Source organism: Psychrosphaera sp., assembly GCF_982872775.1.
In genome coordinates this window covers 30,570-43,331 of record NZ_CEYNSH010000021.1, presented here as the reverse complement: position 1 = coordinate 43,331, position 12,762 = coordinate 30,570, and the positions used below count along the sequence as shown (strand labels likewise).

Below are 12,762 nucleotides of genomic sequence, written 5' to 3'. Positions count from 1 at the left end.
ACAAGACAAGACAAGACAAGACAAAAATACAATAAAAACAAAAAGTTAAAAGCAAAACAAACAAGGAGGCGCAATGTGCAAGTATTTATTGCCAACTCAAAAACTGTACCCTTATAGTTTTTTTCTCAAAAAAAAGCGTGAGAAAAATCTCACGCTTCTATAACACGCAGGCTTTTGTTTATTAAACGAAACTAAACCGAAAACGGATACTGAATCGCCTCGTGATGTTGATAACCAATCACCTCGAAGTCATCTAGTGTCACCCAAGTTTCGATGTCTTCTAGTGACTTGATCTCTGGATTGATTTTGAGTTGTGGCGGCTCAAAAGGCTCACGCTTTAGCTGCACATCACGCATTAACTCTAGCTGATCTTCATAAATGTGAGCGTTTACTATCTTGTGGTATGCCTTACCTGGTTTGTGCCCAGTAATTTGCGCAACTAACGCCAACAACACAAAACACTGAACTTGGTTAAAGTTAAGGCCCAACGGCACGTCACAGGAACGCTGATAACTGGTTAGGTGCAAGGTGTCGCCCAATAACGAAAACGTGTGAGTATGCATACAAGGACGCAAACAGCCCATGTGAAACTCACCAGGGTTATAAAACGATAGGATCTCGCCTCGGTCATCAATGCCCTTTTTTAAGTCATCGATGATCTTCTTAAGCTGATCAACGTGTCCACCGTCCGGTTTGGCCCATTTGCGACCTTGGACTCCGTATACACGCCCCATGTCATCTTCGCCTTTGCGATGAGGATTGTTTAACCACGCTTGGTTTTCATTCGCGTTGGCATTCCAAGTATTACAGCCAATCGCACGAAAATCGGCGGCATTGTCATAGCCGCGTAAGTACCCTAATAATTCAGCGATAGCCGCTTTCCAAAAGCTTTTACGTGTAGTGATAAGTGGAAACTGGTTATTGGCGACATCATAAGTCAGCTCAGCGTTGATCACCGTCAAGCAGCGCTTACCTGTGCGCTCATTTTCAATCCACTTACCTTCGTCAATAATGCGACGACACAAATCTAAATACTGGTTCATATCAAATCTCTATTCTGTGATTTACGGCAAGCCGTAACATCTATATAACTGTTATGCTGATTGCTCGACGAGTTTGCCGTTAATACCTTTTGGCTGAGTCTTAAACGCCCAAACCATTAACAATGCCCCGGCGATCGCCATTGGTAATGACAACCATTGTCCCATTGACATTCCTAACGTTAATAAACCTAAATGGTCATCCGGTTGACGATAGTACTCAACAATAAATCTAAATGCGCCGTAACCCATTAAGAACAATCCACCAGCGGCACCGACAGGTCTTGGTTTACGACTAAATATATAGATGGCGGCAAATAGCACTAAGCCCTCAAGGAAAAACTCGTAAAGTTGCGAAGGGTGGCGAGGCAAAGGGCCTGCATTTGGGAACACAATGCCCCAAGGTACATCCGTCGTGCGGCCCCACAATTCACCATTAATAAAGTTACCTAGACGCCCTGCACCTAAGCCGATTGGTACTAGTGGCGCAACAAAGTCACCAATTTGTAAAAAGCTCATTTTCATCATTCGGCTGTAGATGAATAATACAACCAGCACCCCTATTAGGCCGCCATGGAATGACATGCCACCTTGAGTGATCATAAATAAATAAGTTGGGTCTTCTAAAAAACGTTCGAACTGATAAAAGAACACATAACCCATGCGGCCGCCTATTACGACACCCATGAAGCTATAAAACAATAAGTCACTGACTTGCTCTTTGTTAAACGGTGAGCGACCCGCATTGACTTCTCGTATTGCTAAAAAATACGCAAACCCCAGACCAATCAAATACATCAAGCCATACCAACGAACGGCCAACGGACCAATAGATACAATAATAGGATCTATCTCTGGGAAAATAATCGGATCTACCAAACCTCAAACACCTCTAATAATAATTTAATTGAAACAAGCATCATAAAGACCGCAAAAACCTTTTTTAGTTGCACTTGTTGTAATTTTTGTCCTAATTTAACACCAAGTGGAGCGGCAAAATAAGAAAAAACCATAATCGTAACCGCCGTTGGCCAATGCACATAGCCCAAGAAGTCACTGGACTCTGTCCATTTCCAACCCGCCATCAAATAGCCAATACTACCAAACAAGGCCACGGCGACACCGCTAATCGCTGCCGTTGCAATGGCCTTGCGGATAGGAATACCAATGTACGTCATGTAAGGGACTAATATCGCGCCGCCACCTAATCCGGCTAATGAGGCAAGTGTTCCAGTCAGCACACCACCTCCGGCTAATTGAGTCGTTGTAACTTTGGTACTTTCACAAGTAACATCGTGTTTGCCGCGCCACATTTGTATGGCTAGAAGAATTAGTAAAATCGAGAATATTTTTGTTAACCAGGCTGTCGATAACATCACTGCGATTTGAGAAGCAATCACCGCAGAAATCGCTACGGCAGCCACAACAGGTTTTGCCATTGCCCAATCTACGTTGCCGCGTTTGTAATGGCTTCGCCCTGAAGAAAACGCAGTGATACAGATGGTAAAAAGCGAAGTGGCGATTGCAATAATAGCCACGTTTTGCTGAGTCACTTCTGGAATTTTGGGCAGCAAATACAACAAGGCAGGGATAATAATAATACCGCCGCCAATACCCAGTAGCCCTGATAATAAGCCTGCAATGATGCCAATGATAGGCATGTAAATTAAATAGTCTGACACTGCGTTTCCAAAGTTAATTACCAGCTCGTAGTATGCTTGCAGCACCTATGTTTAAGATAGTTCGATTCACTCTAAACTTGACTTGGTCAGGACGGTTGCATTTTAGGACGTCATCAACCAGTCGTTTTAGATCACCAAGCTCTGCTTTTTTAAGGACCCATTTTACTTTTAATACGTTTTGAGTGTTCATGCTGAGCTGAGAAAACCCCATGCCTGTTAACAACATAGCGCCACCAGGATCACCAGCAAGCTCACCACAGACACTACATGGAATTCCCGCTTCTTTAGTCATATTAGCAATGCGTTGAATCGCGTGTAAAACGGTCGGATGATAGGAGTCGTACAAAGCCGCGACTTTGTCATTATTGCGATCGACCGCAAGTAAATACTGGGTTAAATCATTTGTCCCGATAGAACAAAAGTCCACTTTGCCTTTTAATCGATCAAGCTGGAACAGCATACTCGGGACTTCAATCATGATGCCGACTTTCGGTTTAGTAACGCTCGCCTTATCGTCCGCCTCTTCTACCTCTTTTTTAACTTCGAGATAAGCTTGATTAATCAATCGATTCGCTTCGTCTATTTCGCCTATATCGGCAATCATAGGTAACATGATGTGCAAATTATTGGTAAATAGATTCGCTTTGATCATCGCCCTTATTTGCACCAAGAATATCTCTGGGTGATCGAGGGTTAAACGAATGCCACGCCAACCTAAAAACGGGTTTTCTTCTACAATAGGAAAATAAGGGAGTTGTTTGTCACCGCCGACATCTAACGTTCGCATTACGACAGGCTTCCCATCAAAGTCAGATAAAACTTGATGATAAAAAGACTGTTGCTCTTGTTCTGATGGAAAACGCTGGCGCATCATAAACAAGTACTCAGTACGGTATAGCCCGATACCTTCTATGTGTTGTTGATCTGCTATGTCACTATCAAAGCCCATTCCAGAGTTTATATAAAGTGAGACTCTGTGGCCGCATTGCGTTTGCGCAAATTGGTTCGCTTCTTCTTTTAAAAGGTCAGCAAAGGCTAAATCTTCCGATTCTAGGCGACGGTACTCATCAACGATGGTCTCGTTTGGAGAGATAAAGACTTGTCCGCTATAACCATCAACAATGATATCAATATCATCTAGCTGCAATAACGGAACATCGCGCAAGCCCATTACTGCAGGAATGCCGAGCGCTCTTGCCATGATAGCGGCATGAGAGTTTTCAGCGCCTTTTAATGAGACAATCCCTTTGATTTGTTCACGAGGGATTTCGGCTAACATAGATGCTGTCACTTCTTCGGCAATGACTATCGCCGCCTTTGGTACTAGAGGCTTGGCACCAGGCTGAACAGTTAAATATTCAAGTAACCGGCGACTTAAGTCTTTTACATCCACTGCACGTTCGCGAATGTAAGGGTCTTCCATTTTTTCAAATTCGGTAACGTAGTGCTCTGACACTATTTTTAATGCCGAAACCGCACACCAACCTTGATTAATTTTGTCAACAATTTCGTTGCCAAGACTCGCCGCATCCAAAAGTTGCTGATAAACATCAAAAATGGCCAAGGCTTCTTTGGGAAGTTGATCCGCCATTCGTTGGGTCATTTGGATAATATCAGCTTTGGTTTTTTCGACCGCGTTAAAATATCGGGCTTTTTCAGGCTCGCTATTGGTTACTTTTTTTAGAGAGACATCTGAGAAATTAATATTGGTTTGAACCAAGTAAGAGTGGCCAATCCCGACACCGCTGGCTCCAGAGACACCCTGAAGTACTAAGCCAGTGTGATCTGGGTTTTCACTTTCAGTCTGATTGCGAAGGCGAATGGTTACATTGGCAAACGTCGAGGCTAATTGAGCGCTAAGAGTGACTAAGAAGGCTTCTTCTTGTTGTTCAAAATGACGAGATTCGGATTGCTGTAATGAGATCACACCGAGGACTTGCCTTCGGTGCATAATTGGCACACCTAAAAAGCCCGAATAGACGTCTTCTTCTATGTCATTGAACTGTTTAAATCTGGTGTGTTTGGGTGCGTTGTGAACTTTGATTGGCTCACCACGCTCGGCGACCCAGCCTGTCAAACCCTCATCAAAACGCATGGCGGTTTTGCCAACAGCATTAGGGTTTAGACCATCTGTCGCTTGCAGCATGAGGACTTTTTGTTTGTCCTCAGCTAAGTATATTGAACAAACATCGGTATTAAGGCACTGCTTTATGTCGCTCACCAAGTTTGCAAGAGCCAACTCTAGGTTTGGCTCCTGTACAAAATTGTGAGTGATTCGTCTCAGTTCATTTAGCATAAGGCATTAAGTTTTTGGCCATCATTACCGTTGTTTGTGTTGTTTGGTCCTGTGTTGTTGAGACTTTTGGCTACGTCGTTTATATCTGTGATTCGACGTTTTGTGACCGGCAAATTCTCCTTTGCCTGGCTGTTGCCGTCCCATTGGCATGACGATAGGCGCAAACTCTTTCATAACACGACGATAAACATCGCGCTTGAATGACACTACATTTCGCACTGGGTACCAATAACTCACCCAACGCCAGTCATCAAACTCAGGATGACTTGTCTTTAATAAGTCTACATCGGATTCTTTGCAACGCAGGCGTAGTAAAAACCACTTTTGTTTTTGACCAATACACACAGGCATACTATCACGACGGATCAAACGCTTGGGTAATCGGTAACGCAACCAGTTTTTACTAACTGCCAGAATTTCTACGTCTTCTGGCTTGAGCCCCACTTCTTCCTCGAGTTCTCGGTACATGGTTTGTTCTGGTGTTTCACCATCATCCACCCCACCTTGCGGATATTGCCAAGAATGTTGACCATATCGACGCGCCCAGAAAACTTGGCCTTTGTGGTTGCAAATCACGATGCCAACATTAGGCCTAAAGCCTTCGGCATCAATCACAGTTTCACCTGTTCTTTAATTCTTTAGATATGCTTTGATTCTTCCACAAACACCATTAATGCGCAAACGCAAAATTAACGCTAGCATCAATTAATTTGAACAGGGATAATATTGCTAAGCTCAAATCAGCCAATTTGCTATGAATTTACCCAAACCACCTAAAACTATTGAAGAATTACAACATCGTATCGATGCGATCGCCGGATTAACCTTAGGTGAAATTGCTGGTGAATTAGGTGTCGTTGTGCCCGAAAACTTATTAGTTGAAAAAGGGTGGCCGGGGCAATTAATTGAGGCGTATTTAGGTGCAACGGCCGGCAATTTGCCCGAGCCTGACTTTCAAGAACTCGGTGTAGAGCTCAAAACAGTACCGATTAACCAAAATGGCAAGCCTTTAGAAACCACCTTTGTATCTGTTGCGCCTTTATTACTGCCTGCTGGACAGACTTGGCGTGACAGTGTCGTCTACAAAAAGCTCAGACATGTGCTTTGGGTTCCGATTATTGCCGAGCGTCAAATTCCGGTGCCAGAACGCACCGTCGCCATGCCCTTTTTATGGCAAATGGACGAGGCGACCGAGTCTATATTGTCCCAAGACTGGCTAGAGCTCACTGACATGATAGTGTTGGGCCAACATGACCAAATCAACGCCACTTATGGCCAATATTTACAACTTCGCCCCAAAGCCGCTGATAGCAGTATTCGAACCGCCGCCATCGGCAAGGACGGTGCACCGACACAAGCGCCACCTAAAGGCTTTTATTTGAGAACTCAGTTTACCCAGGCGTTATTCACTCAACAATTTAAATTGGACCAATAATTATGTCCACTCAATCAAAGTCAACTTCACAAAAACCAACGCTAGACCCAAAAAAAGAGCTAGAAAACAAGCAGGCACCTAAAAAACAACCAACCCTTGAACAAAAGGTATACCACTGGTTAGACAGCGTCGTGATTGGCCTAAATCTATGCCCGTTCGCCAAAAAGCCTCGCGTACAGGGCCAAATTAAAGTGACGTTTTGTGACGCGACGAACTCAGACCAAATGTTAGACGCTTTTATTAACGAGATGGAGTTTTTGGCTCAAACACCAAGTGAGCAGACTGACACTAGTTTGTTTGTTGTCGCGTCAGGATTAGAGGATTTTGAATCGTATTTGGACTTCTTAGACGTCTGCCAAATGACGTTAGAAAACTTCGGTTACGAGGGGACCTTTCAGTTAGCGAGCTTTCATCCTGAATATCAGTTTGAAGGAACATCAATTGACGACAGAGAAAACTACACCAATCGCGCACCCGCTCCCATCATTCATTTGATTCGGGAAGACTCTATGAGTCGAGTATTAAAACAATACCCGAACCCTGAAACCATTCCCGAACGCAATATAGAAACGGTGGAAAGCTTGACGGATGATCAAATAACAGAATTATTTAAACTGGAAAAACCACTTTAAAGGTTTCACATACTATCGGCATATCCTCAGTTACTGTATAGCCGACCTCTGCTGCTTCTCGCTGATAGTAGGCTTTGTGTACTTTCATCCAGTAATCAAGGGACTTATCACCTTCTCCCTCTAAATACGCATAGTCTGCGTTAATTTGGTTAAATGGTACTATCTCAACATGGGTTGTTTCGATTATGCACATCGCATTGCCAGCCCAGTCTGTGACAATATTTAAATCTCCTGGCTTTGCCAATGGCTCATTCGTCGCTTCATGCCACCGCAGTGCGGGTGACGTTGCTCTTTTGACTCCATTCAAAACCAACTCAGCACACTCGTCGGCGTCTTTTTGATTGTCACAAAAGTACCAAGCTGGAAGAGATTTGGGCTCTTGGTTTATATGTGAAAAGTAATTGAGACTCATTTGTTCTGGAGACATCCTTCATCCTTTTTTATTATTCTTATAGCACTAATTCTGCGTCTGATATTCTGCAAATTGTTATACTTTTTCAACCGTAGGTGTCAAAAATATTGTTTTTATAGATACAAAAAAACCAGCGCTTTAAAGGCGCTGGTTTTGTCATTTATTTTGGCTGTTCGCTTTACTTAGCCCAACGTTACCTTGGCAAATTTACGCTTACCCACTTGGTAGATTCGCGTCGTGCCTAGTTCAACCAGCGTTTTGGCATCAGATACTTTTTCTTTTCCATCAAGCTTAACCGCGCCTTGTTTGATCATACGGTTTGCTTCAGATGTTGAAGCAACAAGACCGGCTTCTTTTAACAAGTTGGCGATTGGCATCGCTTCCGTTGCAGCCACATCCACCTCTGGGATTTCATCTGGTAATGCGTTCTTCTGGAAACGCTTGATGAAGTCTTGGTGGGCTTGCTCAGCATCGTCTTCACTGTGGAAGCGAGCGATAAGCTCTTTCGCTAAATCAATTTTTATATCACGAGGGTTTGCACCCGCTGCGACCTTTTCACGTAGAGCTTCGATTTCAGCAATCGGTCTGAAGCTCAATAAGTCGTAATAACGCCACATTAACTCATCAGAAATCGACATAACTTTACCAAACATGTCATTTGGTGCATCTGTGATACCGATATAGTTGTTCAAAGACTTAGACATCTTCTGAACGCCGTCCAAACCTTCTAGCAGAGGCATCATCAATACCGCTTGTGGTTTTTGACCTTCTTCCTTTTGAAGCTCACGCCCCATTAAAAGATTAAAGCGTTGGTCTGTACCACCTAATTCAACGTCAGCCTCAAGTGCGACTGAGTCCCAACCTTGAACTAAAGGGTACAAGAATTCGTGAATCGCAATTGACTGACCACCAGCATAACGCTTTTTAAAGTCGTCACGCTCTAACATTCTTGCTACGGTTTGACGGGCAGCAAGTTTGATCATGTCGGCCGCGCCAAACTTATCAAACCACTCAGAGTTAAAAGCAATCTTTGTTTTAGCCGGATCTAAAATTTTAAATACTTGCTCTTTGTACGTTTCGGCGTTTTGTAATACGTCTTCTTTGGTCAAAGGCTTACGAGTCGCGCTTTTGCCCGTTGGGTCACCAATCAAGCCTGTAAAGTCACCAATCAAAAAGATAACTTCATGACCTAAGTCTTGGAAGGTTTTTAACTTATTGATAAGAACGGTGTGACCTAAGTGCAGATCAGGCGCTGTTGGATCAAAACCCGCTTTGATTTTTAAAGGCTTACCTGACTCTAATTTTTCTAATAGTTCTGCTTCTGGCAGAATTTCGTCTGCGCCGCGTTTTATCTCGGCAAACGCTTGCTTGATATCCATCATGACTCGTGCTTTTTGATTAGTAATGTAAAGGGTTGCAGTCTACTGCAAGCAGGGTATTTTTTGAATCCCTTTTTGCGGCCAAATTGACCGCAAACAAAGAATTTTGAATTAGATACCAGCCAAATTGGAGGCTTCTTCTAATGCGAATTGGTCTGTCATGCCACTGATACAATCCTGAATCAGTCGGCAGCGATAATAAAACTCAAACAAGGCAAAGTCTGGTTTGTCTCGTTTTGGATTAATCGCTTCTTGGTAGGCCTTCAAGTGTTTTTTCGGAAGGCGTTTGTACAGTCTCGCTTCAATCAAACCACCGCGTTGCTCTTTATCGACCATAGCCAAAAACTTGTCCATCGGGTAATTGAGTAACGGAGCGTATGCATCAAGCAAATTATTGATTATACCGTAGCCTTGTAACTCTTTAGTCTCGACTTCATCAGTGCTGAATATGTTCTCAATAGCCACGCGCTTAAAGGTTTCAATGATGTGGTGATACACACTGCCATCTTCCAAAAGCGCCCCATTGTAACTGCCTTCATACACTTCATCATAATGCTCGATAAACTTATCTGCAGCATGTTCAACCAACGGATGAATCAACTGGACCCGAAGCCAAACAAAAAACTCGTGAGCTTTGTTAATAGGCTCTTTTTCACTTCGTGACAATGCGTAATCGATAGCATCATCGAACGTTTTGTTACGACCTAAGTGAGTACCGGCCTTGTCTTTAGCGAGTTCGTTAAAGGTCTCTGACAGCTTTTTAGCTAGAGATTGACAGTCCAACAGCCCTTTTTCTACGCCGTCTTCAATATCGGCCAAGCAGTAACTAATGTCATCTGCAGCTTCCATCAAATAAGCCAAAGGAAAGCGATGACCGTCTTTGATGTCTAACTCACTTTGCATCGCTTTGATGTCTTCTATTTCAGAATAGTAATAGCCGACTTTTTTCTTCAAATAAGATAGTGGTTTATCTTTTTCTGGGCGACGTTCAAGTCCACTGCGCGTGTACTTTAAAATACTAGCCGCTTGTGAAAACGTAAGGTTAAGCCTCAACAGATTGAAAATAATACGGAACGCTTGGGCATTGCCTTCAAAGCTTTTTAATTCCATTTTGAGTTGCAGACCGAGCATCTTGTCATTGGCTTGGCTAAATACCACATGTTTGTCTAGTTGCTTTTCAAACCAATGATTTATGGCCGATTCACCGAAGTGACCAAATGGTGGATTACCGATGTCGTGCATCAGACAAGCCATTTCGACTAAAGTTTCGATTTCTCGCTCATACTCTTTTAAATTTGAGCGGTTAGCTAATTCATCTGGCAATTTTTTAATAATCGTTCGAACAATATGACGACCGGTTTGCTGTACTTCTAAGGAGTGAGTTAATCGAGAACGTACCGCCGAGTTTTTCTCTAGCGGAAAGACTTGTGTCTTCTGTTGCAAGCGTCTTATTGCGGCCGATTGAATGATCCGGCCCCGATCACTTTCGAACTGCTCTGATAAAACCCTTACTTCTTCTACACTTGGTGTCGATGAATGAGTTTGATTGGAGCTAGTACGGCGCGCATAAGGCCGAGTCGCCGTAATTTTTTTAGTAAAATTCATAAATTAATATTGAATATTCCAGCCCACCAGTAAATTGGTGCGGTTATCAAAGGTCAAATCTGCAACTCTAAATTTTTCATTCATGCAGATTGGTGACTGACGGTAAGTGTAATAAGTTAATGAGCTAGACGATTTAACGACTTTACGGTGCGACTCTGGCATCACGCTCCACGAAGTGTAAACCTGCTTTCTGGTCATGCCGCGAATGACCTTACAGTCTAATATCGCTTCGCGAATGTTCTTTGGTAACGCCGGATAGCCAGCAATATACTTTTCAGCACGTTCGCGCCTTTCATCTAGCTTCTGTTGAAGCTTTTTTTGTTGACGCTCAAAATAAGAAGTCATGGACTCAGAACGAGTCACATCATAGGCTTGTTGTTTTGAAGGGTCTTTACATGGATAGGCTGAAAACTTGGCGATGCCATTTTCAACACACTTAAAGATCTCTGCGTCGTTTGCCCATGCGTTTGTGGTGAGTGCTATTACACAATTTGCGAGCAAAAGTGAGAGACCTATTTTCACTGTTTGAATTCTATCCATACTGCAAACTTCCAATTCGGTTTTGTCCTAGCCTATAGCTATTGAGGCGTGGCATAATCATGATGCATTTCTTGGCGGTACTTTAATTAGACTTAAAGAAACACGTCAAGTTGCAATTCTTATTGTTATAAAGAATAACTTAACAGTTATTCACTTAAAGTGAAACCATCTGTAGTGTGGTTAAATAGTGAGCCTTTTCATGTCTTCTAGTTTGCGTTACGAATTGCGCCAGCCTGTTATCAACCCTCTTGAGATAAAAAAGAGCCAATTCATTACTTGGATGGTTCCTATTTCGTCCAAAGAAGAGGCAAAGTCATGGTTGGAAAAGTCTAAAACCGAATATCCCGACGCCAGACACCACTGCTATGCCTATGTCATGGGTGATACACCAAACAATCAAACCGCCGCTATGTCTGACGATGGTGAACCTAGCGGCACGGCTGGCAAACCTATGCTCAGCGTTTTACAGCACAAACCATTAAATAACGTTTTAGTGATTGTGATTCGCTACTTCGGTGGTATTAAACTGGGCGCTGGAGGGTTGGTAAGAGCTTACTCTCAAGCAGTGGAACAGGCATATCAAATCGCTGAAAAAGAAGACCTCCTTGCGCCTGTTATCAAATCAGTTGAGCTCAAAGTGAGCATAAGCTTTGCCGAAGAACAGTGGCTTCGTCATCAACTCGATCTTTGCGGCGGTGAAATAATTGAGGTTAGCTATAGCGAAAACGTCACAGTCACGATTAAAATAGCCCAGTCCGAACAATCGACAATGCAAGATGCATTAATCGCGCGTTCTATCGAATTTAAAGAACTCCCATAATTTCATAAACAGAATACAACAAATGCAACTAGAAAAGTTTCAACAATTACTGTTATCTATTCGTCACAATAAAGTTTTCGAGCTTTTTGTTATTTCCGTCATTATCGCATCGGCTTTATTAGTCGGGGTCAAAACCTATGATGTGTCCTCGACCATTCATACCATCACTATTTACTTAGACTGGTTTATTAATATCTTCTTCATTACCGAAATCGCCATTCGATTTAGTACTGAAGAAAATAAAAAGCGCTTCTTCCACAACTTTTGGAACACCTTTGATACCTTAATTGTATTAGTCAGTATGATTCCGGTTGAAGACACTGACATGGCCATTATCGCTCGCCTAGTTCGCGTCTTTAGAGTGTTGCGTATGGTGTCGTTCATTCCAGAGCTGCGTATTTTGCTAACATCCTTAATCAAAGCTTTACCGCAACTTGGTTACGTCATGTTGTTGATGTTTATTATTTTCTACATTTACGCCGCAGTAGGTAGCACCTTGTTTGAAGATATTAACCCAGTGTTATGGGGTGACATCACTATTTCATTATTGACCCTATTTAGGGTGATGACCTTTGAAGATTGGACTGACGTCATGTACGAAACCATGGAAGTTTACCCAATGAGTTGGGTGTTCTACATCACGTTTATTTTCTTATCGGCCTTTGCATTTTTGAATATGGTCATTGGCATAGTGGTTAATGTTATGGAAGAAGAGCACCGCAAAGCGCGTTTAGAAAAAGAGCTTGAGCTTGAAGAAGAACAAGCCGCAGTGCAAGAAGATAAGTTTGACGAGATTTTGAAAGAGCTAGCTGCCCTTCGTGCTCAAGTGGAAAAGTCCAACAATCAACCGAAGTAGTAAGTTGAGAGTAGCGGAAAATCACAGTCGCCTGCTAGCGATTAGCGATTAGCGATTAGCGATTA

13 protein-coding genes are annotated in these 12,762 nt (G+C 42.8%); 4 read left to right on the top strand and 9 right to left on the bottom strand.

Features of this window, described 5'->3' with window-relative positions:
* Window positions 1-191: 191 nt before the first annotated feature.
* The 5 genes from AC4E96_RS08060 to rppH are packed head-to-tail and all read right to left on the bottom strand — an operon-like array spanning window position 192 to window position 5,633.
* Window positions 192-1,043, bottom strand: coding sequence for a thymidylate synthase (locus AC4E96_RS08060; protein ID WP_488033616.1), 852 nt, complete (start codon window positions 1,041-1,043; stop codon window positions 192-194).
* A gap of 51 nt (window positions 1,044-1,094) precedes the next feature.
* Window positions 1,095-1,919, bottom strand: a complete 825-nt coding sequence (gene lgt, locus AC4E96_RS08055; RefSeq protein ID WP_490255446.1) for a prolipoprotein diacylglyceryl transferase — start codon at window positions 1,917-1,919, stop codon at window positions 1,095-1,097.
* Window positions 1,913-2,722, bottom strand: a complete 810-nt coding sequence (locus tag AC4E96_RS08050) for a sulfite exporter TauE/SafE family protein (protein WP_488033618.1) — start codon at window positions 2,720-2,722, stop codon at window positions 1,913-1,915. Before AC4E96_RS08050 ends, lgt begins: the two co-directional genes overlap by 7 nt.
* A gap of 13 nt (window positions 2,723-2,735) precedes the next feature.
* The gene (ptsP, locus tag AC4E96_RS08045; RefSeq protein WP_490255445.1) at window positions 2,736-5,018 is read right to left on the bottom strand and encodes a phosphoenolpyruvate--protein phosphotransferase; all 2,283 of its coding nucleotides are present in this window, start codon (window positions 5,016-5,018) and stop codon (window positions 2,736-2,738) included.
* Window positions 5,019-5,042: 24 nt separating this feature from the next.
* Complete coding sequence (rppH, locus tag AC4E96_RS08040; RefSeq protein WP_488033620.1) at window positions 5,043-5,633, bottom strand: RNA pyrophosphohydrolase; 591 nt, start codon at window positions 5,631-5,633, stop codon at window positions 5,043-5,045.
* 139 nt (window positions 5,634-5,772) lie between these two features.
* Here rppH and mutH point away from each other — a divergent pair, with 139 nt between their 5' ends.
* Both mutH and AC4E96_RS08030 read left to right on the top strand, forming a co-directional pair.
* The gene (gene mutH / locus AC4E96_RS08035) at window positions 5,773-6,453 is read left to right on the top strand and encodes a DNA mismatch repair endonuclease MutH (protein WP_488033621.1); all 681 of its coding nucleotides are present in this window, start codon (window positions 5,773-5,775) and stop codon (window positions 6,451-6,453) included.
* Window positions 6,454-6,455: 2 nt separating this feature from the next.
* On the top strand, window positions 6,456-7,085 hold the full coding sequence (locus AC4E96_RS08030) for a DUF1415 domain-containing protein (RefSeq protein ID WP_488033622.1): 630 nt from the start codon (window positions 6,456-6,458) through the stop codon (window positions 7,083-7,085).
* Here the strand turns inward: AC4E96_RS08030 and AC4E96_RS08025 are convergent.
* From AC4E96_RS08025 to AC4E96_RS08010, 4 genes are all read right to left on the bottom strand, one after another.
* Window positions 7,063-7,512 carry an ASCH domain-containing protein gene (locus AC4E96_RS08025; protein WP_490255444.1) on the bottom strand — a complete coding sequence of 150 codons (450 nt, stop codon included), beginning with the start codon at window positions 7,510-7,512 and terminating at the stop codon, window positions 7,063-7,065. The two genes, AC4E96_RS08030 and AC4E96_RS08025, sit on opposite strands and share 23 nt — an antisense overlap.
* Before the next feature lie 167 nt (window positions 7,513-7,679).
* Window positions 7,680-8,876, bottom strand: a complete 1,197-nt coding sequence (gene tyrS, locus AC4E96_RS08020; RefSeq protein WP_488033638.1) for a tyrosine--tRNA ligase — start codon at window positions 8,874-8,876, stop codon at window positions 7,680-7,682.
* A gap of 111 nt (window positions 8,877-8,987) precedes the next feature.
* Window positions 8,988-10,481, bottom strand: a complete 1,494-nt coding sequence (gene dgt / locus AC4E96_RS08015) for a dGTPase (protein ID WP_490255443.1) — start codon at window positions 10,479-10,481, stop codon at window positions 8,988-8,990.
* 3 nt (window positions 10,482-10,484) lie between these two features.
* The gene (locus AC4E96_RS08010) at window positions 10,485-11,021 is read right to left on the bottom strand and encodes a hypothetical protein (protein ID WP_488033625.1); all 537 of its coding nucleotides are present in this window, start codon (window positions 11,019-11,021) and stop codon (window positions 10,485-10,487) included.
* 199 nt (window positions 11,022-11,220) lie between these two features.
* Here AC4E96_RS08010 and AC4E96_RS08005 point away from each other — a divergent pair, with 199 nt between their 5' ends.
* Both AC4E96_RS08005 and AC4E96_RS08000 read left to right on the top strand, forming a co-directional pair.
* The gene (locus AC4E96_RS08005) at window positions 11,221-11,841 is read left to right on the top strand and encodes a YigZ family protein (RefSeq protein ID WP_490255442.1); all 621 of its coding nucleotides are present in this window, start codon (window positions 11,221-11,223) and stop codon (window positions 11,839-11,841) included.
* A gap of 22 nt (window positions 11,842-11,863) precedes the next feature.
* On the top strand, window positions 11,864-12,697 hold the full coding sequence (locus AC4E96_RS08000) for an ion transporter (RefSeq protein WP_488033627.1): 834 nt from the start codon (window positions 11,864-11,866) through the stop codon (window positions 12,695-12,697).
* Window positions 12,698-12,762: the final 65 nt, after the last annotated feature.

Excerpts from the sequence above, each read along its gene's own strand:
- AC4E96_RS08060 (WP_488033616.1), bottom strand. The coding sequence starts at position 1,043 with ATGAACCAGTATTTAGATTTGTGTCGTCGCATTATTGACGAAGGTAAG.
- ptsP (WP_490255445.1), bottom strand. The coding sequence starts at position 5,018 with ATGCTAAATGAACTGAGACGAATCACTCACAATTTTGTACAGGAGCCA.
- mutH (WP_488033621.1), top strand. The coding sequence starts at position 5,773 with ATGAATTTACCCAAACCACCTAAAACTATTGAAGAATTACAACATCGT.
- AC4E96_RS08030 (WP_488033622.1), top strand. The coding sequence starts at position 6,456 with ATGTCCACTCAATCAAAGTCAACTTCACAAAAACCAACGCTAGACCCA.
- AC4E96_RS08025 (WP_490255444.1), bottom strand. The coding sequence starts at position 7,512 with ATGTCTCCAGAACAAATGAGTCTCAATTACTTTTCACATATAAACCAA.
- tyrS (WP_488033638.1), bottom strand. The coding sequence starts at position 8,876 with ATGGATATCAAGCAAGCGTTTGCCGAGATAAAACGCGGCGCAGACGAA.
- dgt (WP_490255443.1), bottom strand. The coding sequence starts at position 10,481 with ATGAATTTTACTAAAAAAATTACGGCGACTCGGCCTTATGCGCGCCGT.
- AC4E96_RS08010 (WP_488033625.1), bottom strand. The coding sequence starts at position 11,021 with ATGGATAGAATTCAAACAGTGAAAATAGGTCTCTCACTTTTGCTCGCA.
- AC4E96_RS08005 (WP_490255442.1), top strand. The coding sequence starts at position 11,221 with ATGTCTTCTAGTTTGCGTTACGAATTGCGCCAGCCTGTTATCAACCCT.
- AC4E96_RS08000 (WP_488033627.1), top strand. The coding sequence starts at position 11,864 with ATGCAACTAGAAAAGTTTCAACAATTACTGTTATCTATTCGTCACAAT.